Source organism: Streptomyces sp. NPDC017676, from assembly GCF_044329325.1.
Taxonomy (GTDB): domain Bacteria; phylum Actinomycetota; class Actinomycetes; order Streptomycetales; family Streptomycetaceae; genus Streptomyces.
Genome location: NZ_JBIRJA010000004.1, coordinates 64,630 through 86,055, shown reverse-complemented (window position 1 = coordinate 86,055; position 21,426 = coordinate 64,630). Strand labels below are relative to the sequence as shown.

17 protein-coding genes and 2 pseudogenes are annotated in these 21,426 nt (G+C 70.4%); 10 read left to right on the top strand and 9 right to left on the bottom strand.

Features of this window, described 5'->3' with window-relative positions:
- The first annotated feature begins 8 nt into the window (after window positions 1-8).
- Genes ACH4LD_RS10475 through ACH4LD_RS10465 form a run of 3 tightly spaced genes read left to right on the top strand, consistent with a single transcriptional unit; the run spans window position 9 to window position 3,918 of the window.
- Window positions 9-989, top strand: coding sequence for a carbohydrate ABC transporter permease (locus ACH4LD_RS10475; protein WP_132789039.1), 981 nt, complete (start codon window positions 9-11; stop codon window positions 987-989).
- Window positions 986-1,873, top strand: a complete 888-nt coding sequence (locus ACH4LD_RS10470) for a carbohydrate ABC transporter permease (protein WP_398053834.1) — start codon at window positions 986-988, stop codon at window positions 1,871-1,873. The genes ACH4LD_RS10475 and ACH4LD_RS10470 overlap by 4 nt, the downstream gene beginning before the upstream one ends.
- A gap of 26 nt (window positions 1,874-1,899) precedes the next feature.
- Window positions 1,900-3,918, top strand: coding sequence for a beta-galactosidase (locus ACH4LD_RS10465; protein WP_398053833.1), 2,019 nt, complete (start codon window positions 1,900-1,902; stop codon window positions 3,916-3,918).
- A 10-nt stretch (window positions 3,919-3,928) separates the two neighbouring features.
- Here ACH4LD_RS10465 and ACH4LD_RS10460 read toward each other — a convergent pair.
- A pseudogene (locus tag ACH4LD_RS10460) lies at window positions 3,929-4,949 on the bottom strand (aldo/keto reductase).
- 97 nt (window positions 4,950-5,046) lie between these two features.
- On the opposite strand from ACH4LD_RS10460, the gene ACH4LD_RS10455 reads away from it, so the two are divergent.
- Window positions 5,047-6,414, top strand: coding sequence for a cellulase family glycosylhydrolase (locus ACH4LD_RS10455; RefSeq protein WP_398053832.1), 1,368 nt, complete (start codon window positions 5,047-5,049; stop codon window positions 6,412-6,414).
- A 57-nt stretch (window positions 6,415-6,471) separates the two neighbouring features.
- Here ACH4LD_RS10455 and ACH4LD_RS10450 read toward each other — a convergent pair whose 3' ends face one another.
- Genes ACH4LD_RS10450 through ACH4LD_RS10435 form a run of 4 tightly spaced genes read right to left on the bottom strand, consistent with a single transcriptional unit; the run spans window position 6,472 to window position 11,936 of the window.
- Window positions 6,472-8,856: a glycoside hydrolase family 3 N-terminal domain-containing protein gene (locus ACH4LD_RS10450; RefSeq protein WP_398053831.1), complete on the bottom strand. Its 2,385-nt coding sequence runs from the start codon at window positions 8,854-8,856 to the stop codon at window positions 6,472-6,474.
- Complete coding sequence (locus tag ACH4LD_RS10445) at window positions 8,853-9,671, bottom strand: carbohydrate ABC transporter permease (protein ID WP_132789045.1); 819 nt, start codon at window positions 9,669-9,671, stop codon at window positions 8,853-8,855. Before ACH4LD_RS10445 ends, ACH4LD_RS10450 begins: the two co-directional genes overlap by 4 nt.
- Entirely contained in the window at window positions 9,668-10,624 is a 957-nt protein-coding gene (locus tag ACH4LD_RS10440; protein ID WP_132789046.1) for a carbohydrate ABC transporter permease, read from the bottom strand. The genes ACH4LD_RS10445 and ACH4LD_RS10440 overlap by 4 nt, the downstream gene beginning before the upstream one ends.
- A 7-nt stretch (window positions 10,625-10,631) precedes the next feature.
- Entirely contained in the window at window positions 10,632-11,936 is a 1,305-nt protein-coding gene (locus ACH4LD_RS10435) for an ABC transporter substrate-binding protein (RefSeq protein WP_398053830.1), read from the bottom strand.
- Between the two features lie 133 nt (window positions 11,937-12,069).
- Here ACH4LD_RS10435 and ACH4LD_RS10430 point away from each other — a divergent pair, with 133 nt between their 5' ends.
- Window positions 12,070-13,092 (top strand): LacI family DNA-binding transcriptional regulator, encoded by a 1,023-nt coding sequence (locus ACH4LD_RS10430; RefSeq protein ID WP_132789048.1) that lies wholly within the window; start codon window positions 12,070-12,072, stop codon window positions 13,090-13,092.
- Between the two features lie 469 nt (window positions 13,093-13,561).
- Here ACH4LD_RS10430 and ACH4LD_RS10425 read toward each other — a convergent pair whose 3' ends face one another.
- Window positions 13,562-13,951, bottom strand: a complete 390-nt coding sequence (locus tag ACH4LD_RS10425; protein WP_398053829.1) for a hypothetical protein — start codon at window positions 13,949-13,951, stop codon at window positions 13,562-13,564.
- A 198-nt stretch (window positions 13,952-14,149) separates the two neighbouring features.
- Here ACH4LD_RS10425 and ACH4LD_RS10420 point away from each other — a divergent pair, with 198 nt between their 5' ends.
- Window positions 14,150-14,704: a hypothetical protein gene (locus tag ACH4LD_RS10420; protein WP_398053828.1), complete on the top strand. Its 555-nt coding sequence runs from the start codon at window positions 14,150-14,152 to the stop codon at window positions 14,702-14,704.
- A gap of 196 nt (window positions 14,705-14,900) precedes the next feature.
- Entirely contained in the window at window positions 14,901-15,257 is a 357-nt protein-coding gene (locus ACH4LD_RS10415) for a hypothetical protein (RefSeq protein WP_398053827.1), read from the top strand.
- A gap of 300 nt (window positions 15,258-15,557) precedes the next feature.
- Here the strand turns inward: ACH4LD_RS10415 and ACH4LD_RS10410 are convergent, their stop codons facing one another.
- Window positions 15,558-16,643 carry an endo-1,4-beta-xylanase gene (locus ACH4LD_RS10410; RefSeq protein WP_398053826.1) on the bottom strand — a complete coding sequence of 362 codons (1,086 nt, stop codon included), beginning with the start codon at window positions 16,641-16,643 and terminating at the stop codon, window positions 15,558-15,560.
- Between the two features lie 310 nt (window positions 16,644-16,953).
- Here ACH4LD_RS10410 and ACH4LD_RS10405 point away from each other — a divergent pair, with 310 nt between their 5' ends.
- The 3 genes and pseudogenes from ACH4LD_RS10405 (at window position 16,954) to ACH4LD_RS10395 (ending at window position 18,805) form a co-directional block, all read left to right on the top strand.
- Window positions 16,954-17,649: a glycoside hydrolase family 11 protein gene (locus ACH4LD_RS10405; RefSeq protein WP_398053825.1), complete on the top strand. Its 696-nt coding sequence runs from the start codon at window positions 16,954-16,956 to the stop codon at window positions 17,647-17,649.
- A 68-nt stretch (window positions 17,650-17,717) separates the two neighbouring features.
- A pseudogene (locus ACH4LD_RS10400) lies at window positions 17,718-18,398 on the top strand (polysaccharide deacetylase family protein); the annotation flags it as partial.
- Between the two features lie 242 nt (window positions 18,399-18,640).
- Window positions 18,641-18,805, top strand: a complete 165-nt coding sequence (locus ACH4LD_RS10395) for a hypothetical protein (protein WP_398053824.1) — start codon at window positions 18,641-18,643, stop codon at window positions 18,803-18,805.
- A 73-nt stretch (window positions 18,806-18,878) separates the two neighbouring features.
- On the opposite strand, the gene ACH4LD_RS10390 is transcribed toward ACH4LD_RS10395, so the two are convergent.
- Window positions 18,879-19,868 (bottom strand): aldo/keto reductase, encoded by a 990-nt coding sequence (locus ACH4LD_RS10390; protein WP_398053823.1) that lies wholly within the window; start codon window positions 19,866-19,868, stop codon window positions 18,879-18,881.
- 64 nt (window positions 19,869-19,932) lie between these two features.
- Window positions 19,933-21,204: a multidrug effflux MFS transporter gene (locus ACH4LD_RS10385; protein WP_398053822.1), complete on the bottom strand. Its 1,272-nt coding sequence runs from the start codon at window positions 21,202-21,204 to the stop codon at window positions 19,933-19,935.
- Window positions 21,205-21,426 lie beyond the last annotated feature (222 nt).

The following is a 21,426-nucleotide window of genomic DNA, read 5'->3' as shown; positions in this document are numbered from 1 at the left end:
GCGCCCCGATGACCACCGACACGACGACGAAGACCCCGGAGCCGGCGGCCGTGCCGGCTCCGGGGGCCGCGCCCGCGAAGAAGCGGGTCCCGCAGGGACACGCTCGCCTGCTGACCCGCCGTGACCGGATCACGCTCGCCCTCATGGCGGGCGTGCCCACGGTCCTGCACGTGATCCTCGTCTGGGTCACCGCCCTCGCCTCGATCTTCCTGGCCTTCACCACCTGGGACGGCATCGGGTTCGACTCGATCAAGTGGGTCGGCCTGGACAACTTCAAGCAACTCTTCACCGACAACCCGCAGTTCTGGCCGGCCGTCCAGCACAACGTCATCTGGTTCGTCGCACTGATCCTGATCCCGACGCCGTTCGGCCTGTTCCTCGCGGTCCAGCTCGACAAGCGGATCCGGTTCAGCCGCGTCTACCAGACCGCGTACTTCCTGCCCGTCGTCATCTCGATGGCGTGCATCGGCTTCGTCTGGCAGCTCGTCTACAACCCGGACACCGGCCTGATCAACAGCATCATCGGCGCCAACAAGCCCGGCCACTACATCGACTGGATCGGCGATCCCGACCTCAACCTGTGGGCCGTCCTGATCGCCGCGTCCTGGCGGCACGCCGGCTACATGATGATCCTCTACCTGGCCGGCCTGAAGAGCGTCGACCCGTCGCTCAGGGAGGCGTCCGCGCTGGACGGCGCCAACGAGTGGCAGACGTTCAAGAACGTCATCTTCCCGACCCTGCGCCCGACCAACACGGTCGTCCTCGTCGTCACCATCATCGAGGCACTGCGCGCCTTCGACCTGGTCTTCGTCTTCAACAAGGGCGCCCAGGGCACCGAGTTGCTGTCGATCCTGGTCACCAACAACATCATCGGCGAGTCCAGCCGCATCGGATACGGCTCCGCCATCGCCGTCGTCCTGCTGGTGATCTCCCTCGCCGTCATCATCCCGTACCTGATCGCCACCTTCCGGAAGGAGCGGCGCGCATGAGCACCGCCAGCGCCCTGGGAAAGCGGCGTACCCCCGTCCGGCCGGCCCGGATCCTGCTGCACGTCTTCCTCGCGGGCACCGCCCTCGCCTGGCTGGCGCCCCTGCTCTGGGCGGTCTTCTCGGCCCTGCGCCCGTACAGCGAGACCAGCGCCAAGGGATACGTCTCCTGGCCGGACACGCTGAACTTCGACAACTTCAGACACGCGTTCCAGCAGTCGGACATGCTGCACTACTTCGGCAACACGCTGATCATCGCGGTGCCGGCCGTGCTGCTGACGCTGTTCCTGTCGTCGATGGTCGCCTTCTACGTCAGCCGCTTCGACTTCCGGCTCAACCTGGCGCTGCTGCTCGTCTTCACCGCGGGCAACCTGCTGCCGCAACAGGTCATCATCACCCCGCTGTACCGGCTGTACCTGCTCACCGACCTGCCGGGCATCACCGCGAGCGGCAAGCTGTACGACTCCGCGCTGGGCCTGGTCCTGATCCACGTGGCGTTCCAGTCCGGCTTCTGCGCCTTCGTGCTGAGCAACTACATGCGCTCGCTGCCGCACGAGCTGACCGAGGCCGCGCTGGTCGACGGCGCATCGGTGTGGCGGCTGTACTGGCAGATCACGCTGCCGCTGTGCAAGCCGGCGATGGCGGCCCTGGCGACCCTGCTGTCCATCTGGATCTACAACGACTTCTTCTGGGCCCTCGTACTGATCTCCACCGGCGAGAACATGCCGATCACCTCGGCGCTGAACAACCTCTCCGGGCAGTACTTCACCGACCCCAACCTGGTCGCCGCCGGCGCGCTGCTGACCGCGATCCCCACGCTGGTCGTGTACTTCGTGCTCCAGCGCCAGTTCGTCAGCGGCCTGACCCTGGGCTCCAACAAGGGCTGAGGCGCCCGCACCCGAAAGAGACCACCGTGAAGCGCACCCTGTCCGTCCCCGGTATCGCCTACGGCGGCGACTACAACCCCGAGCAGTGGCCCGAGGAGGTGTGGGCCGAGGACATGCGTCTGATGCGCGAGGCCGGGGTGAACCTGGTCAGCGTCGGCATCTTCTCCTGGGCGCTGCTGGAGCCGTCCGAGGGCGTGTACGACTTCTCGCGCCTGGACAAGATCGTGGACCTGCTGCACGAGAACGGCATCGCCGCCGACCTCGCCACGCCCACGGCGGCGCCACCGGCCTGGTTCTTCCGGGCCCACCCCGAGGCCCTGCCGACCGACCGGGACGGCCGTACCCTCTCCTACGGCAGCCGCCAGACGTTCTGCCCGTCCAGCCCCGCCTACCGGCAGGCCGCGCTGCGCATCACGGGCGCGCTCGCCGAGCGGTACGCGGACCACCCGGCCGTCCGGATGTGGCACGTGCACAACGAGTACGGCTGCCACAACGCTGCCTGCTACTGCGACACCAGCGCGGCGGCCTTCCGGCGCTGGCTGCGCGACCGCTACGGCGACGACCTGGCGGCCCTCAACCACGCCTGGGGCACCGCGTTCTGGTCCCAGTGGTACTACGACTGGGAGGAGGTCCTGCCGCCGCGCGCCACCGGCGCCGTGTCCAACCCGACGCACCAGCTGGACTGGCGGCGGTTCTGCTCCGACGAACTGCTGTCGCTGTACACGGCGGAACGGGACGTGCTCCGGGCGGCGGCGCCCGCGATCCCGGCCACCACCAACTTCATGGTGAACTTCAGCTTCGACGCCCTGGACTACTGGCGCTGGGCCCCCGAGCTGGACATCGTCTCCAACGACCACTACCTGCGGTCCACCGACCCCGAGCCGCAGATCGACATCGCCCTCAGCGGCGATCTGACGCGCTCGCTCGCCGACGGACCGTGGCTGCTGATGGAGCACTCGACCGGCGCGGTGAACTGGCAGCCCGTCAACCGGGCCAAGAACCCTGGCCAGTTGCGCCGGGACGCGCTCGCCCACGTGGCGCACGGCGCGGACGGCATCGCCTACTTCCAGTGGCGGCAGTCGAAGGCGGGTGCCGAGCAGTGGCACTCGGCGATGGTGCCGCACGCCGGGACGGACAGCCGGATCTGGCGGGACGTGGTCCGGCTCGGCGCCGACCTGAAGGCGCTGGCCGAGGTGCGCGGCAGCACCGGCACCGCCGAGGTCGCGATCGTCTGGGACTGGAACGCCCGCTGGGCCCTGGAGCTCCCCTCCCAGCCGAGCGGCGAGCTGTGCTACCTGGACCTGGTCCGGGCCTGGTACGAGCCGCTGTGGCGGTCGGGCGTGGCCGTGGACTTCGTCCGGCCGGACGCGGACCTGACCGGCTACCGGCTGGTGCTGGCCCCGAACCTGTACCTGGTCGACGAGGCGGGCGCGGCGAACCTCACGGCGTACGCCGAGGCCGGCGGCACCCTGGCGGTCGGCTTTCACAGCGGCGCGGTGGACGAGAACTGCCATGCCCGGCTGGACGGTTACCCCGGAGCGTTCCGGGAGGTGCTGGGCGTCCGCTCCGACGAGCCGTTCCCGCTGCTGCCCGGGGAGCCGGTCGCGCTGACCGGTGCCGTGCCGGACGGGGCGACAGGCTCTCTGTGGTCGGAGCGGCTGCGGCTCACGGGTGCCGAGGCGGTCGCCTCGTACGCCGACGGACCGCTGGCGGGGGTGCCGGCGGTGACCCGGCTGGCACACGGCACCGGCTCCGCCTGGTACCTGGCCACGCTGCCGGACCCGGTCACGCTGGCCGCGCTGCTGGACCGCGTCCGCGAGGAGGCGGGCGTGGCGCCGGTGCGGACCGCTCCGCCCGGGGTGGAGGTGGTCCGCCGGCGCGGCCCGGAGGCGGACTACCTGTTCGTCATCGACCACACCGGCCAGGGCGCCGAAGTCCCGGTCGCCCAGGGCGCGTTCGAGCTGCTGACCGGCAAGGAGACGACCGGCACGGTCACCGTCGCACCCGGAGACGTGGCCGTCGTCCGCGAACCACACGGCCAGTAGGCTGCGCGGCTCAGTGAGCCGCGTCCAGCCGGGCGCGCTGTTCCCCGGTGAGTTCCAGGTCGACGGCGGCGAGACTCTCGTCGAGCTGGGCCACCGAGGAGGCGCCGACGAGCGGGACCACGGGCAGCTCTCCGCCCAGCTGCCAGGCGAGCACGACCTGGTTGACGGTCGCCCCGGTCTCCCGGGCCACCTCGCGCAGCACCGCGAGCCGGGCCGGGGTGCCGGGGTGGTCGTAGTCCGGCGGCAGCGGCTTGTCGGCGCGGGTGTAGGCACCGGTCAGCAGTGGTGAGTAGGCGACCAGGGTCAACTGCGGCTCCGCCCGGAGGTAGTTCAGGAGCTGGGCGTCCGCGCCGCCGAGGCTGCCGTCCGGGAACAGCTCGCTCGGCACGTCCGTGCGCGGGCGTAGATGACCGTGCTGGTACTGGAGCACCTCGTACCCCGGCAGTCCCGCCGCCGCGAGGGCGCGAGCCCGTTCCACCCGCCACACGGCGTGGTTGCTGACGCCGAGCAGGCCGACGGTGCCCTCGGCGACGAGCGCGGCGAAGCCCTCGACGGTCTCCGCGAGCGGCACGTCGGGGTCCTCTATGTGCGCGTAGAGCAGGTCCAGCCGCTCCACGCCCAGCCTCCCCCACGCTCGGCTACGCTCGCGCGGGCGGTACCCCCATCCTGCTGCGTTCCGCCGACTCGCGGATGACCTTGGCGGACAGTCCCTCGGCGTTGTCGGTGTAACCGGTGCCGGGGGCGAGGGGCCGGGCGCCGAGCTTGGTGGCGATGACGATCTCGTCGCCGATGCCCCGGCTGCGCCGCCACCGCCCGAGCAGTTCCTCGCTCTGCCCGCCCCGGCCGCCGTCCTCCCAGAAGGCGTAGTTGTCGGAGGTGTCGATGAAGGTCCCGCCGGCCTCGGCATAGCGGTCGAGGACGGCGAAGGAGGTCTTCTCGTCGGTGCGCGACCCGAACAGCATCGCGCCGAGCGCGAGCACGCTCACCTCCCGGCGGGTGGCCGGATCGGTGCCGATGGCGCGGTACTTCATGCTGGTCCTCCCCGTGCATGACTGGTAGCACGGGAGTGTTCAGCTTGAAGTGCGCACGAAGTCAAGGAACTCGACGCCGGCTTCCCGGAGGTTTCCCGTGCTGCGAGCGATGCTGACGGCGGGCGCGGTCCTCGCCGCCCTCCTGACCCCCGCCACCGCCCACGCCGAGGAGACCGGGCGGGACGTCCCCCGGCTCACCGACCGGCAAGGGCGGGTGCTCACCCTGCGCGGCTGGAACATCGAGGACAAGGCGCACCGGGGCGAGGAGGCCCTGACCGCCGTCACCGAACGCCATCTGCGCGACCTGCGGTCCCGGGGCTTCGACTTCGCCCGGCTGCTGGTCTTCTGGGACGACCTGGAGCCCGCACCGGGGCACTACAGCCGCGGTTACCTGGAGAAGATCGAGCGCATCCTGGACTGGGCCCACCGCCATGACGTGAAGGTCGTCATCGACGCCCACCAGGACGTCTTCGGACCCGCCTTCGGCCATCGCGGCATACCCGAGTGGGCCACCCGCGCCGACGGACTGCCGTTCACCGCGCACCCGGACGACTGGTTCGCCGAGTACTTCGAACCCGCCGTGCAGCGGGCCTTCACCCATCTCTACGAGGACGAGGACCTGCGGCGCGCCCAGGCCGGGATGTGGCGCGCGCTCGCCGCCCGTTTCGCCGGCCACCCGGCCGTGCTCGGCTACGACCTGATCAACGAGCCGATGGGTGAGCCGCAGCCCGGGGAGGACCTGCCGACGGCCGCGCGCCGCATCGAACGCGAGCAGCTGACGCCGATGTACGACCGTCTCGCCGGCGCCGTCCGTTCGGCCGACCGGGACGCCTGGCTGTTCGTGGAGCCGACCCCGATCGTGGGCGAGGGCGTACCGACCGGCCTCGGCCGTGTCCACGATCCCCGGGTCGTGTACGCGCCGCACTTCTACAGCGCGACCATGGAGGCGGGCGCCGACTACGACCCCGGGGCCGGCTGGATCGAGGCGTACGAGCGGGCGGTCACCGCGTACCCGAAGCGGTACCGGGTCCCGGTGGTGGTCGGTGAGTGGGGTCCGCCGGACAGCTCGCTGCCGCGCATGGGCCGCTTCTACCGGGACGCGATGGCCTCCCTGGGCCGCTACACGTCCGGCTGGGCGGGCTATGTGTGGTGCTACGGCGGCGGGTACTGCGCGGTGGACGGCACCGGCGCCTTCCGCCCCCACAAGGAGCTGACCGCCGAGCCGTACGCGGAGGCCGTGGCGGGCACGGTCCGCTCCGCCGCGTACGACGCCGGGACGGGGCGGTTCCATCTGGTCTACCGCGCGGCGCCGCACGGATCCCGGGTGACGGAGCTGTCCCTGCCGCCGGGTGCCTGGCGGATCACGGCCGACGGCGGCGCGACCGTCGTACGCCGGACGGCCGGCCGGGCCTGGGTGACGGCCGACCCGGGCGGCCCGGTGACCGTCACTGTGGAGCGGGGCTGACCGCGCCGTGGCCCGTTCCCCGTCGGTTCGGGAAGCGGGCCACGGGGCGGGGGTGGGTCACACGGCAGGGTGCGCCGGCTCCTGCTCGAAGCGCGCGTGGAACCGGCGGGTGTGGTCCACCTGGCGTGCGGGCCCGGTCAGGGTGACCGTCGCCGTCAGCCGGGCGTCGCTGCTGGACGCCGCCAGCCGCAGCTCCAGCTCGCCCGGTTCGACCACCCGGCGCCCGTCGCGGCCGGTGAAGGAGGCCAGGTCGGCCGGCACGGTGACCCGCAGCCGGCGGGCCTCGCCCGGGGCGAGCGGGACCCGGGCGTAGCCGACGAGGCGCTGCACCGGCTGGACGACCGAGGCGACCGGGTCGTGCAGGTAGAGCTGGACGACTTCGGTGCCCTCCCGCTCCCCCGCGTTGCGCACGGTCAGGGCGAGGGAGAACGCGCCGCTCGTGTCCGTCTCCGGCCGGTCGACCGTCAGCTCGCCCCACTCGAAGGACGTGTACGACAGGCCGTGTCCGAACGCGAAGGCCGCCGTGGGATCGATGTTGGACACGTCGCTGGCCTGGGCGAGCCGGGCGCCGAGATAGCCGGCGGGCTGGCCGCCGGTACCGCGCGGCACGCTGACGGGCAGCCGTCCGGACGGGTTGGTCCGGCCGCTGAGCACGCCGGCGATGGCCGTGGTGCCCTCCACCCCGGGGAAGAAGGACTGCACGAGGGCGGCGGCCTCGTCCACGGCGCGGCCGAGGGCGTAGGGCCGGCCGGCCAGCAGGACCGTCACCACGGGTGTGCCGGTGTCGAGCAGCGCGTCGAGCAGCCGCTGCTGGGCACCGGGCAGGGCCAGGGACTCGGCGTCGCAGCCCTCGCCGCTGGTGCCGCGGCCGAAGAGGCCCGCGCGGTCGCCGAGCGCCGCGACGACGACGTCGGCCCGGCGCGCGGTCTCGACGGCCTCGGCGATGCCGCTGATGTCGCCGTCGTCCACGCCGGTGCCGCGTACGACGGTGAACTCCGCGTCGGGGAACTCGCCCCGCAGGGCGTCCTCCAGGGAGGGCAGGTCGATGCCGGGCGGGGTCTCGGGGTGGTGCACGCCGACGTGCTGGGGGAAGGAGTAGCAGCCCAGTACGGCCGTGGCCTCGGTCGCGTTGGGGCCGATCAGGGCGATGCGGCGCGGCCGGCCGAGGGGCAGGGTGCCGTCGTTGCGCAGCAGGACGACCGCTTCCTCGGCCACGGTGCGGGCCAGTTCGCGGTTCTCCGGGGTGTCCAGGTCGACCGTGCCGCGCAGGGCGTCGGGGTCGTCCAGGTCCGCTCCGCCGAGGGCGGCCGGGACCGGGGTCCAGTCCGCGTCGAGCAGGCCGAGCCGGGCCTTCTGCAGGAGCACCCGGCGCAGCGCGCGGTCGATCAGCGCCTCCGGCACCCGGCCGGCGGCGACGGCTTCGGCGAGGGGCGCGCCGAACGTCTTTACGGTGGGCAGCTCCACGTCGACGCCCGCGCGCAGGGCCGTGCCCGCCGCGTCCGCCCAGTCGCCGGCGACACCGTGCAGGGTGCTGAGGAAGGCGATGCCGAAGTAGTCGGCGACGACCGTGCCCTCGAAGCCCCAGGTGTCCCGGAGCAGACCGGTGAGCAGGTCCTCGTCGGCCGCCGAGGGCATCCCGTCGGTGTCGGTGTAGGCGTGCATGACGGAGTCGGCGGCGCCTTCGCGCACCGCCATCTCGAAGGGGGGCAGCAGGACGTCCGCCCGCTCGCGCGGGCCCATCCCGACGGGGGCGAGATTGCGCCCGGCGCGGGAGGCGGAGTAGCCGGCGAAGTGCTTCAGGGTGGCGACGACACCGGCGGACTGCAACCCCTGGACGTAGGCGGTGCCGATGCTGCCGACGAGGTAGGGGTCCTCTCCGATGGTCTCCTCGACGCGGCCCCAGCGGGCGTCCCGCACCACGTCCAGGACGGGCGCGAGGCCCTGGTGGACGCCGACGGACCGCATGTCACGGCCGATCGCGGCGGCCATCCGGCGGATGAGGGCGGGGTCGAAGGTGGCGCCCCAGGACAGCGGGACGGGGTAGGCGGTGGCGCCCCAGGTGGCGAACCCGGCCAGGCACTCCTCGTGGGCCAGGGCGGGGATGCCGAAGCGGTTCGCGGCGGCGATCCGGGTCTGGGTGCGCAGCAGGGAGAGCGCGCCGAGCGCGGGGTCGACGGGCGCCGTGCCGAAGGGACGGGTCAGCTGGCCGAGCCCGGCCGGCAGGAGCGCGTCGAGGTCGACGGCCTCCTCCATGTCGTGCTGGTGCGGGGCGACTTCGCCGCCCTCGTCGGACGCGCCGACCCACACGCCGTACAGCTGGGCGATCTTCTCCTCGACGGTCATCGCGTCGATCAGCGCGGACACGCGGGTGCCGATGTCCTGGGTCGGGTCGTTCCAGAGGGGGATCTCGGGGGTGGTCTCTACGGCCACGTTGGTGGTCACTTTCCTCCCATGCCCATCAGGCCCTGGACGAGGGCGCGGCGGGCGAACAGGTAGACGAGCAGGACGGGCACCATGGACAGCGTCACGGCTCCCAGCAGGCCGGGGATGTCGATCCCGTGCTCCGTCTGGAAGTTGTACAGACCCAGGGTGATGACCTTGGTCGAGTCGGACTGGGTCAGGACGAGCGGGAACAGGAAGCCGTTCCAGGCCTGGAGCGCGGAGAACACCACGATCGTGGACAGACCGCCGCGCGAGAGCGGCACCACGAGCTGGAAGAACATCCGGCGCGGGGTCGCTCCGTCCACCGTCATGGCCTCGAACAGCTCCGGCGAGATGTCACGCATGGAGCCGCTGAGGATCAGCGCGGACATCGGCAGGCAGAACGCGGCCGTGGGCAGGATGACCCCGAGGAGGTTGTCGTACAGACCCGCCTCGCTGATCAGGTAGAACATCGGCACGATGACGGCCTGGGCGGGGATGGCGAGGCCCAGCAGGAACAGCCGGAAGATCTGCGAGGTGACACGGCTGCGGCTGCGTACGATCGCGTAGGCCAGGGGCGGTACGAGCAGCAGCACCACGGCGACGACACAGACGGTGACGATGATGGTGTTGAGGAAGTACTGCCCGAAGCCCGAGTCGAACGCCCCGGTGTAGTTGTCGAGGGTGAAGTCGCCGGGGAAGGACAGCGGGCCCTTCTTCGCGTAGTCCTGCCGGGTGCGCAGGGTCGCGGCGAGCATCACGTACAGCGGCAGACCCACCAGCACGAGCCAGACGATCGAGCCCGCTCCGGCGAGGTAGTTGGGGCGGCGCCTCATGACACCCCCTCCATGTCGCTGCGCATCTTGTCGTAGCCGGAGACGCGGACGACGATCAGCGAGACCACCGTGGCGGCGACGACCAGGCACAGCGCGATGGCCGAACCGGCGCCGAAGTCGAAGCCCTTGAACGCCTTCTGGTACATGTAGTAGGCGCTGATCGTGGTGTCGGTGCCCGGTCCGCCCTGGGTCAGGATGAGCACGGTCTCGAACGTGGTGAGCCCGCCGACGATCATCAGGATCATCGAGGTGACGATCGAGTTGCGCAGCTGCGGCAGGGTGATGTGGAAGAACTGGCGGTAGCGTCCCGCGCCGTCGATCTCCGCCGCCTGGTACAGCACCGGTGGGATCGCGCGGGCGGCGCCCTGGTAGATCAGCGTGTGGAACGGCGTGAACTGCCAGGTGCTGACGAAGGCCAGGACCCCGATGGCCGAGGCCTGTTCACCGAACAGGTTGCCGTCCCCGAACAGCCAGGTCATGCGCGCGGGGATGCCGAAGTTCGGGTCGAGCAGCGCCCGCCAGAGCACCGACACCGCGGTGGAGGACAGCAGCAGCGGGATGAAGTAGATCGCCGAGAGGACGGCGCGGTTGCGCTGGTGTCCGGCGGCCCAGACGCCGAGCACGATGCTCAGCGGGGTCTGGATGACCACCCCCAGGGCGGTGAGCAGCAGGGTGAGCCAGATGCTCTTGATCATGACGGGGTCGTCGAGGATGCGCTCCCAGTTGTCCGTCCCGACGAACTGCGGTGACCCCAGGCCGTTCCAGCTCATGAAGGACAGCACCGCCACCATGATCAGCGGTGCGAGGGCGAAGAGGGCGAAGAACAGGGTGGCGGGCAGCGCCCAGCCGAAGCCGGGGCGCGTGCCGCGTGCGGAGTAGGAGTCCTCCGGCCGCCGCCGGGCCTTCCTGGAAGGCACGGCGGAGGGCGGAGCGCTCGTGAGCTGTGTGGTCATGAGCGGTTCATTCGGTCGGGAGGGCCTGCATGGCCTTGATGAAGCCGTCCGTGTCGAGCTGTCCGTTGAAGAACTGCTGGACGGCCTGGTGGATCGGCGTCATGGCCGACGGCGGGAAGGCCTGGTCCCAGGAGAGCTGGAAGGACTTGGCCTTGGCGACGAGGTCGTACTGGAAGCGGGAGTACTCGGGGCTGGCGGAGGTGTCCAGGAACTTCTGGGTGTTGGTGGTGGTGGGCAGGTTGCCGATGGCCATCTGGGCCTTGACGAACTCGTCGGAGTACATGAGCTTCAGGAACTCGGCGACGGCCTCGGGGTGCTTGGTCTTCTTCAGCACCGAGTAGAAGTTGTTGGTGTTGCCGACGACGTCGGTCGGGTCACCCTTGCCACCGGGGATCGTCGGGAACGTGCTGTAGCCGAGCCCCTTGACGGCGAAGTCCTTCGCGTCCTGCTGCTGCTGCGCGTAGTACCAGGACCCCATGAGCTCGAAGCCGGCCTTGCCCTGGGCCACCAGCGCGGGCGAGGCGCCGTTGGTGTACTTCACCGAGTCGTAGTTCTTGCCGAAGGCGCCGGTGTCGACCAGCTCCTTGAGCATGCCGAGCGCCTTCTTGCTGTCAGCGCTCGCCCAGGCGTCCTTGTCGCCGCTCAGGGCCTTCTGGAACAGCTCCGGGCCCGCCACACGGTCGTAGACGTACTCGAACCACATCAGCGTCGGCCACTGGTCGCCGCCGCCGAGGGCGATGGGGGTGACGCCCGCGGACTTGAGCTTCTTGACGGCGTCGAGCAGCTGGTCCCACGTCTGGGGCTGCTTCACGCCCGCCTTGTCGAGGACGTTCTTGTTGCTGAACAGCAGCACCGGCTGCGTGCCGCGCATGGGGATGCCGTACGGCTTTCCGTCGACGACCGCGCTGTTGTAGACGCTGGGCAGGAACTTGTCGTCGAGGTTCGGGTCCTTCTTGACGAAGTCGTCCAGCGGCATCAGCAGCCCGGCCTTGACGAACGGCTGGATGCTGCCGCCGCCCCAGTTGAAGAAGACGTCCGGCGCCTGGGGCGTGTTGATGATCGTCTGCAGCTTCTGCTGGTAGTCGGCACCGGGGATGGTGTCGAGGACGGCCTTGACCTTCGACGTCTTGTTGAAGGTCTCGACGATCTGCTTCTCGACCTTGTTGCTGGCGTCCCCGTACACCAGCACATGGATCTTGCCGTCGTTCGAGGAACCCCCGCCGCTGCCGTTCCCGCAAGCGGCGAGACTCGCCGCCAGCGCGAGCGTCGCACCGCAGGCGAGCACCCGGGGCATCCGTGTACGCATGATCATCCGCCTTCCGAAAGTTTCGGCTCTAGACCCGAAAGTCATGCGCTGGACAGTAGGAGCGGAGGGAAGAAATGGTCAACGGTCGTGCACCTACGCGGCCAAACCGTTATCCGGCGCCGTGGCTTATGCTGCGGCCATGCCCGAAGAAGCCCAGGTCGGTCGGAGAGTCACCTTGGCAGCCGTGGCGCGAGAGGCCGGCGTCTCGCTGCCGACAGTTTCGAAGGTCCTCAACGGTCGTTCGGATGTGTCCCACGCGACCCGCGCCAAGGTCGAACGGCTGCTGGAGGCCCACGGCTACCGCCGGCGGACCCCCGGACAGCCACAGGCCCCGCTCATCGAGATCGTCTTCCACGAGCTGGAGAGCGTCTGGGCGATGGAACTCATCCGCGGGGTGGAGAACGTCGCCAAGCAGAACGACGCGACCGTCGCGCTCACCGAGAGCGGCACCCGGCAGGCCCCCGGTCCCGAGTGGATCGGGGGCGTGCTGCGGCGTCGGCCCCTCGGCGTGCTGCTGGTCTTCTCCACCGTGCCGGAGGACGTGAAGCGCCAACTGCGGTCCAGGGCCATTCCGTTCGTCATCGTGGACCCGGCGGGTGACCCCGACCCCGACGTCCCGTCGGTGGGCTCGGCCAACTGGGCCGGTGGAGTCGCCGCCACCCGCCATCTCACCGACCAGGGACACGAACGCGTCGCCATCATCACCGGCCCCGAGGACCTGATGTGCTCACTCGCCCGGCTGGACGGATACCGCTCCGCGATGGCGATGGCCGGTCACGAAGCGGACCCCGGGCTGATACGGTTCGGCGACTTCCACGTCCAGGGCGGCTTCGAACACGCCATGGACCTGCTGCGGCGCCCCGACCGCCCTACGGCGATTTTTGCCGGGAGCGACCTCCAGGCGCTCGGCGTCCTGGAGGCGGCCCGGGTCCTCGGCCTGAGCGTCCCCGGGGACCTGTCGGTGGTCGGCTACGACGACGTACCACCGGCCCGCTGGTCGAGCCCCCCGCTGACCACCGTGCAACAGCCTCTCCAGCGCATGGCCGAGGAGGCCGCGCGGATGCTGCTGCGGCCGAAGAACACCAAGAAGGCGGCCCTGCGCATCGAACTGGCCACCCATTTGGTGATCCGCCAGAGCACGGCACCGCCTGCGGGTGGCTGAGGCGGGCGGGGTGCGGCGGGGGCGCCGGTTCCGGGCACCATGGCGGGAGGTGCGAATGGCAGATCTCGGGGGGAGGGGGGAAGCATGCCGCGCCGCACCAGGGAGCGATGGCCGACTCGCCCCGGGTGCGGGCGCAGCCCCGGACAGCCCCGTGGTCTCATCGCCGTGCCCTTCGGCCCCTGCACGCTCACCTTGGCGGCTAGGTGCCGGCCAGTTGCTACGGTGCACGCCCGCACGACGGGGAAGGCCCGCGAACACCGCCGGACGATACGGCACTTGCGCCGCGCTCCACACCGTACCGGGCGACCGGCGCCTCCGCCCGGGTCCCGGGTGGATCGACGCCCGTGCCCGGTTCCGCGCGGTCGGCCAGGACACCCGCGGAGGCTTTGGGGTAGGCGACGGCCGAAGCCACCGCGAGACGGTCAGGCGGCGGGCTGCCGGCCCTGGTTGTCGAGGTGGCAGCGGGCGGTCAGGCGTCAGGGTCGACTACGGGGTGGGTGAACCGCACGGGCTTGCCCAGCGAGCGGGCGTAGGCGATTTCGGCTCGGGTGCTGTCTCCGATGTAGTCCCCGACTACGAGCACCTCATCAGCGAGCCGGATCTTCGCCCGGTGCAGATCGTCGAGTCGAACCTTCAGCGCCTCGGCCTGGACAGGATCGGACCAGAGTTCGTGCGGCGACTTCAGGTCACAACCCGGTTTGACGACAATCTTTCCGGCTGCGGTCTCCCGCAGATCGGCCTCGTTCATCTGGGTCATGAAGCGGGTGGAGCCGCAGATCACGACGATACGCGGGAGGCTCAACAGCTTCTTCGCGTCGGCGAGCTTCTCCTCGGGGGTGGGCAGTTGTGGGTATGACACTGGTTTCTCCTTGTGGTGTGGTCCAAGGGGTGCCTGCGGGGAACTGCTTCGGCGGTGGTTCCGAACTGTCCGAGCTTGGAGTCCAGTTGCTGCAGCCGGCCGTAAACGTGACGTAGATCTGAGCTCTGGGCGGCAATCTGAGCTCTGGGCGGCAATATGGGATCGCGTGAGGTGGTCGCCCGCTGGCACGCTGCCCCCATGGAGCACTCAGAAGTACTGCTCATCGGAGGACGAGCCGGTGTCGGCAAGACGACGGTGGGGTGGGAGGTTTCGGCGCTGCTGCGCTCCGAGGCGGTCGCTCACGCGATCATCGATGGTGACTTCATGGGGCAGGTGCATCCGGCACCAGAGGGAGACCCTCACCGCGCGGAGATCACCGAGAGGAATCTGACCGCGGTGTGGGCGAACTTCGCCCAGCTCGGCTACCGACGCCTGATCTACACGAACACCATGAGCGTGCTGCCCGAGGCGACGGGCGTGTTCGAGCGTGCCATGGGGGATGGAGTGGGGATCACACGAGTCCTGCTCACCGCCTCGGACGCCACCGCCCGCGAGCGACTGGTGGGACGAGAACTCGGCTCAGAGCTGGAGCACGAGTTGGAAGGAAGCGTCCGCAAGGCGCGGCTCCTGGACCAGCTGGCCCCCGCAGAGACCGTGCGAGTGGCGACGGACGGACGGCTCGTCGTAGACATCGCGCGCGAGGTAGTGGCCGCAACCGGCTGGACCGGGCCTCACTTCGCCCACAGACCGTAATCGCGCTGGTGGGCCGGCCCAGGAGGGATCTTCTGTCTTCACGCCACCACGCCAGTCACCCAGCGCATCCACACAGCCGCACACCCGCTCCGCTGGTCCGACTGGCGACGCCGCCATCACGCCCGGTCCCGCACCTGCACAACTACGGTTGGAGTAGCAGGACTTGTCCGGGTGATCTCTGAGATAGAAGGGCCGCATGGACACCGCCGTACTTGAGCAGATGCTGGACGAGGCCTTCGATCACGCTGTTGTGCATCATGGATACACCGACTACATGCGCGACTACGAGGTCATCGTCCACACGACGGCTGATCCCCGTATCGGCATCGCGCCGCTCCACCTGCGGTATCTCTTCCGGCACTGCGTTGAGGCCCAGTGGGAGACGTCAGTGCTCCTTCCTGAGTCCGAGGCGACCCGCCGCTGGTCGAAAGCCCTCGGGATCGACATCCACGAGGTACGCATTGAAACCAACGCGCACAACCTGACCTTGCTCTTCTCGGACCTTCAGATGAGCGAGGTCCCGGTCGGACACGCACCCTTCGTCACTGAGTAGGGATCAGGGGCGGCCTACAGCAACGGTCCCCTCCACGAGCACCTGGGAGGGCGGGGAATCGCCACACCATCCCGGAGCAGACCGACAGCGAGGCCGCCCGCCCGCGCAAAGGCCCACAAGGCGGGCGGGCGGCCGCCCGGCTTCCACCGCCTGAAGAACAGTCCCGGGCCGTCGCCACCCGCTACGGCACGCGCGGCTACGTCTATCCGGGGTCCGGTCAGCCCGGCACACGGCGCCGGGCACGGCCGGCAGCGCGTCGTCCGCGTATCGGGCCGGAGCAGTACGGCAGAAGGGCGCGTACTACTCGACACCCCCGGTCCGCGCCCGGCCGGCCAGTTCCGACTGGAGCGTGCGGTACGCCGGCTTCGGGCGGTAGTCCTCGTCGTACAGGTTCGCGGCACCCTCGCCGGGGAACGTCCCGGGGACCCAGGAGTACTTGTCGGTGAAGCCCCAGACGGTGAACGAGATGCAGTGGCGCGTGCGCAGGCAGGCGTCGAGCAGGAGGCGGTAGCCCTCGGCCTGCGTGGCGAGCTTGCCCGCGTCCGCCGGCAGTGGCATGCGCACGTCAGCCTCCGTCACGGCGGTGGCCAGTCCGAGCCTGTCGAAGCGGGCGAAGTTGGCCGCCATGCCGGTGGGCAGGCCGTACTGGATGCCGAGGTGTCCCTGGAAGCCGACCCCGTCGACGGGAACGCCCTCTGCGCGCAGGCGGCGGACCAGATCGTAGACGGCGTCGCTCTTCGGGCCAGTCCATTCGGTGTTGTAGTCGTTGTAGAAGAGCAGGGCGTGCGGGTCGGCCTCGTGGGCCCAGCGGAAGGCGTCGGCGATGTACCCGGGACCGAGCTCGCGCAGCCAGATGCTGTCGCGCAGGGTGCCGTCCTCGTTGAACGCCTCGTTCACCACGTCCCACTGCCAGACCCTGCCCTTGAAGTGCCGCACGGTGTCGGTGATGTGACGGTGCAGGATCTCGCGCAGCTGGTCGGCGCTGAAGTCGCCGGAGGTGAGCCAGGACGGCAACTGGTTGTGCCAGACCAGGACATGGCCGCGCACCTTCTGTCCGTGCTTGCGGGCGAAGTCGACCAGGCGGTCGGCGGCCGCGTAGTCGTACTCCCCCTGGCGGGGCTCGATCGCCTCCCACTTCATCACGTTCTCCGGGGTGACGGTGGAGAACTCGGAGCCCGCGAGCCGGCGGTAGGCGGGGTCGTCGGTGAGCGCGGACGTGTCGACGGCGGTGCCGATCCGCAGGTGGTCGTCGGCGGCGAGCTGCCGCAGCGGACGGTCCGGTACGGCACTGCCGCCGGAGGCGCTTGCCGGGCTCGCCGCGGCGAGGGGGAGCAGGGTCAGGCAGCAGGCCGAGGCGGCGGCCGCGAGGGAGCGGGGCAGGTTCACGGGCACTCCTGTGGGAATCGAAAGTTTCGCATTGCCTGACGAGCGTTGCGTCACGCTAAACAGACGTCAATTCCGCGTCAACCACCGTGCCGACAGTCATTTCAGCCAATCCCCCAAGTGGGTTCGAAACTATCGGCTGCTCGCCCCGTAGTTGCCCGTCAAGTTTCGATGATGTTTCGGAAACCGACGCATTGACCGCCCTTTCGAAGCCGCCCCATACTCTCCAGCAATCGAGCCCTCCCTCCCGCGGGGACGGCCCGGCCATGGCGTATGGCGCGAACATGACAACCCACCTCATCCAGGAGGAACCATGGACATGGAGCACGCCCTCACCCGCCCGATGAGCCGCAGGGGCTTCATCAACCGTGCCGGCGCGCTCGCGCTGGCCACGTCCGCGTCCGGGCTGCTGCTGCCCGACACCGCCCAGGCCGCCACGGTCATCACCACCAACCAGACCGGCACCAACAACGGGTTCTACTACTCGTTCTGGACCGACGGCGGCGGTTCGGTCTCGATGACCCTGAACTCCGGTGGCAACTACAGCACCTCGTGGACGAACTGCGGGAACTTCGTCGCCGGCAAGGGCTGGAGCAACGGCGGGCGCAGGAACGTGCAGTACTCGGGCAGCTTCAACCCGTCCGGCAACGCCTACCTGGCACTGTACGGATGGACCTCGAACCCGCTCGTCGAGTACTACATCGTCGACAACTGGGGCACCTACCGGCCCACCGGAACGTACAAGGGCACGGTCACCAGCGACGGCGGCACGTACGACGTCTACCAGACGACGCGGTACAACGCCCCCTCCGTGGAAGGCACCAAGACCTTCAACCAGTACTGGAGCGTCCGGCAGTCCAAGAGGACCGGCGGCACCATCACCACCGGCAACCACTTCGACGCCTGGGCCCGCTACGGCATGCGGCTCGGCAGCTTCAACTACTACATGATCCTCGCCACCGAGGGCTACCAGAGCAGCGGCTCCTCCAACCTCACGGTGAGCGGCTGACCCTGCCCCCTCCGTCCCACCGACCCCCCACGGCGGTCACGCCGCCCACCCGAGGAGGACCCACCCGCATGCGTGCCGCACCCCGCCCCCTGCTGACCGGACTGGCCCTCGCGGCGACCGCCGTGGCCGGCACGGTCACCGCCGTCACCGACGCCGCCCCGGCGCACGCCGCCACCTGTTCCGGGTACGTCGGGCTCACCTTCGACGACGGCCCGTCCAACGACCACACCCCCGCCCTGCTCAACGCCCTGAGGCAGAACGGCCTGCGGGCCACGATGTTCAACGAGGGCCAGTTCGCGGCCGCCTACCCGGCCCAGGTCCGGGCCGAGGCCAACGCCGGGATGTGGATCGGCAACCACAGCTACACCCACCCCCATCTCACCCAGCAGAGCCAGGCGCAGATCGACTCCGAGATCTCCCGCACCCAGCAGGCCATCGCCGCGGCCGGCGGCGGGACGCCGCAACTGTTCCGCCCGCCGTACGGCGAGACCAACGCCACCGTCCAGGCGGTGGAGGCCAAGTACGGACTGCGGCAGATCATCTGGGACGTCGACTCACAGGACTGGAACGGCGCGAGCACCGACGCGATCGTGCAGGCGGTGTCCCGGCTGACCAACGGCCAGATCATCCTCATGCACGAGTGGCCGGCCAACACCCTGGCGGCCATCCCGCGCATCGCCCAGACACTGGCGAGCAAGGGGCTGTGCGCCGGCCGCATCTCCCCGCAGACCGGCCGCGCCGTGGCTCCCTGACCTGGGGCAGGAACGGTGAGGGGCGGCTCCGGACACCGGCGGAGCCGCCCCGCCCCATGTGCTCGCACAGGGACGTCCACGTCCGCGAGCCCCCGAGCCCGCGCGCCGGCGAGAAATCGCACGTCGGCGAGAAACCGCACGTCGTAGCCCCGCGGCGGGACGACATGCGCGTTACGCCGTTCGGGCGCATCCTGAGAGCGGCCCAACCAGGTGCCACAGACCGACCTGCGGGAGGTGCTGTGATCCTGATTGCCCTGCTCGTGCCCGTCCTGATGATCGCGTTCCTCTTCATCACACCGGCACTTGAAGAGCTCCTCTTCCCGCTTCCCGAGACCGACGACATCGCCGGGCCCCCGAGTCACCTCGCACACCAACTCGTGCACCCGAGACACGAGGAAAAGTAGCGAACAGGTCTGCCGGCCCCTGGGCGGGACCACCCCCGCTGCGCCTCAGCCCACAAGGAGGTGATCCGACCGGCTACCAGGCGTATGCCTCGGGGGCCTCGCCTCCGGGGCCGGGCCAGATGTCGTCCAGCCTGCGGAGCGTGTCCTCGGACAGGGTGACGTCCAGGGCGCGCCGGCTGGAGGCGAGCTGCCGCGCGGTGCGGGGGCCGACGATCGTGGCGGTGAGGACGGGGTTGTGCAGGAGCCAGGCCAGGGCCACGTCGGCGGGCTGTTCGCCGATCTCGTCGCACAGTGCCTCGTACGCCTCCAGCCGGGGCCGGTGCCGCTCGACGGCCGCCTGCGTCCGCGGCGCCATGCGGCGGCCGCCTTCGATCTTCTTCAGCACCCCGCCGAGCAGGCCCCCGCCCAGGGGGCTCCACGGGATGAGGCCGATGCCGTAGTGACGCAGGGCCGGAACCACTTCGAGTTCGATGGTGCGGGCGGTCAGGTTGTACAGGCTCTGCTCGGAGACCAGGCCGAGGAAGTGGCGGGACGCGGCGGCGTTCTGCGCGGTCGCGATCTGCCAGCCGGCGAAGTTGCTGCTGCCGACGTAGGTCACCTTGCCCTCGCGCACCAGCTGCTCCATCGCCTGCCAGATCTCCTCCCACGGGGTGGACCGGTCGACGTGGTGCATCTGGTAGAGGTCGATGTGGTCGGTCTTCAGCCGCCGCAGGCTGTCCTCGGCGGCCTTGCGGATCTTGTGGGCGGACAGGTACTTGTCGTTGGGGCCGGTGCCCATCGGCTGGTACACCTTGGTCGCCAGCACGATCCGCTCCCGGCGGCCGCCGCCCTGGGCGAGCCAGCGGCCGATGATCTCCTCGGACAGTCCGTAGCCCTGTTCCATGTCCGGCGACTGGGGCCCGCCGTAGACGTCGGCTGTGTCGATCAGGTTGATGCCGGCCTCCAGTGCGGCGTCCATGATCCTGAAGCTCTCGGCCTCGTCCGTGACGTCCCCGAAGTTCATCGTGCCCAGCGCGAGACGGCTGACCTTCAGCCCGCTGCGTCCCAGGTGCGCGTACTGCATGCTCTGTGTCCTTTCCTTGGCTGCGCGGCACGGACCGGTACCGGTACCGCGTGTGAGGGGCGGCTCAGGAGGTCGTCGTCACGCGGTCGACGGGCCGCCCGGCGGCGACGGTGGGCCCCGCCGTCCGGGTACGGGGGCGGACGGCGAGGGCGTGGACGATCACGGCGAGCGCGGCGCAGGCGAGCGTGACCAGGCCGAGCGGGAGGGCGGTGCCCGCGCCGCCGAGTCCGACGAGCGGGGCGGCGAGCCCGCCGAACGCGAAGCGGGCCATGCCGAGCAGCGAGGAGGCGGTGCCGGCGATCCCGGGGTAGTGGGCGAGGGCGAGCGAGGTGGAGGGCGGGGTGGTGGCGGCCACGCCGCTGACCATGGTGAGCAGGGACAGCACCATCGCGGCCAGCGGCAGGTGCAGCGCCGCGGTGACCAGCAGCCCGGCTGCGCCGAGCAGGGTCATGGCCAGGCCCACGACGAGGGTGCCCTTCTCCGACCACCGCTCCGACAGCCGTCCGGCGACGAAGCCGAACACCATGAAGCCGGCGGAGTTCAGCCCGAACGCGAAGGAGTAGCCCTGCGGGGAGAGCCCGTAGATGCCTTGCAGGACATAGGTGGCGCCGCTGAGGTAGGCGAACAGGGCGGCGTTGACGAAACCGGTGATCAGGACGGCACCGAGGAAGAGCCGGTCGGACAGCAGCAGGCGGAAGTCGCGCCCGCTCTGGGCCAGCCCGCCACCGGTGCGCTCCCGCGGCGGCAGGGTTTCACGGAAGACGGTGAGACACGCCACCAGGATCACCGCGCCGAGCAGGGCGAGGAAGAGGAAGATGCCGCGCCAGTCGGTGAAGGCGGCGAGCTGGCCGCCGGCGACCGGGCCGATGATGGCGGCCAGTCCGCCGATCACGGTCAGGCGGCCGTAGTAGCGCACCAGCCTGCCGCCGGAGTAGAGGTCGCGGCCGGCGGCCTGGGCGATCACGATGCCCACCGCGCCGGCCAGGCCCTGCACGAAGCGGGCGGCGACCAGGGACTCGACGCTCGGGCTCAGCGCGCACAGCACCGAGGTGGCGATGTAGGCGACGGCGCCGGCCAGCATGGGGCGGCGCCGGCCGAACCGGTCCGACAGTGGTCCGGCGACCACCTGGCCGAACGCCAGGCCGAGCAGACAGGCGGTGACCGTGAGCTGCGCGGCCGAGGTCGACGCGTGCAGTTCACGGGTCAGCGCGGGCAGCACCGGCAGGTAGAGGTCCATCGAGATCGGCCCGAAGACGGTCAGCAGCGCGAGGACGACGGCCAGGGCCCGGCCGGCCGTCCGCTCGCGCGGCACGCTCGGGATCACGGGGGTGCTCACACGACTCCAATCGAACAGGGGTGGGGAGAGAGGGGGCAGGGGTTCGTCGACGGCCTCTCGGCATCGCGGGAACGTCACCGCTGACGCCGACACCGGGGTGCCGACCCGTGGTCCCCGGTGCCCGCGGGCGCACACGGCACCGCATGGCCAGCAGGTTCGGGGGCCCGTCCGGGCGTGCCTGTCCGAGGGGCAGGCGAAGGTCGCGGGAGTACGCGCCGGGCG

Excerpts from the sequence above, each read along its gene's own strand:
- ACH4LD_RS10435 (WP_398053830.1), bottom strand. The coding sequence starts at position 11,936 with ATGATCATGCGTACACGGATGCCCCGGGTGCTCGCCTGCGGTGCGACG.
- ACH4LD_RS10420 (WP_398053828.1), top strand. The coding sequence starts at position 14,150 with ATGGAGCACTCAGAAGTACTGCTCATCGGAGGACGAGCCGGTGTCGGC.
- ACH4LD_RS10390 (WP_398053823.1), bottom strand. The coding sequence starts at position 19,868 with ATGCAGTACGCGCACCTGGGACGCAGCGGGCTGAAGGTCAGCCGTCTC.
- ACH4LD_RS10415 (WP_398053827.1), top strand. The coding sequence starts at position 14,901 with ATGGACACCGCCGTACTTGAGCAGATGCTGGACGAGGCCTTCGATCAC.
- ACH4LD_RS10405 (WP_398053825.1), top strand. The coding sequence starts at position 16,954 with ATGGACATGGAGCACGCCCTCACCCGCCCGATGAGCCGCAGGGGCTTC.
- ACH4LD_RS10445 (WP_132789045.1), bottom strand. The coding sequence starts at position 9,671 with ATGAGGCGCCGCCCCAACTACCTCGCCGGAGCGGGCTCGATCGTCTGG.
- ACH4LD_RS10470 (WP_398053834.1), top strand. The coding sequence starts at position 986 with ATGAGCACCGCCAGCGCCCTGGGAAAGCGGCGTACCCCCGTCCGGCCG.
- ACH4LD_RS10440 (WP_132789046.1), bottom strand. The coding sequence starts at position 10,624 with ATGACCACACAGCTCACGAGCGCTCCGCCCTCCGCCGTGCCTTCCAGG.
- ACH4LD_RS10475 (WP_132789039.1), top strand. The coding sequence starts at position 9 with ATGACCACCGACACGACGACGAAGACCCCGGAGCCGGCGGCCGTGCCG.
- ACH4LD_RS10430 (WP_132789048.1), top strand. The coding sequence starts at position 12,070 with ATGCCCGAAGAAGCCCAGGTCGGTCGGAGAGTCACCTTGGCAGCCGTG.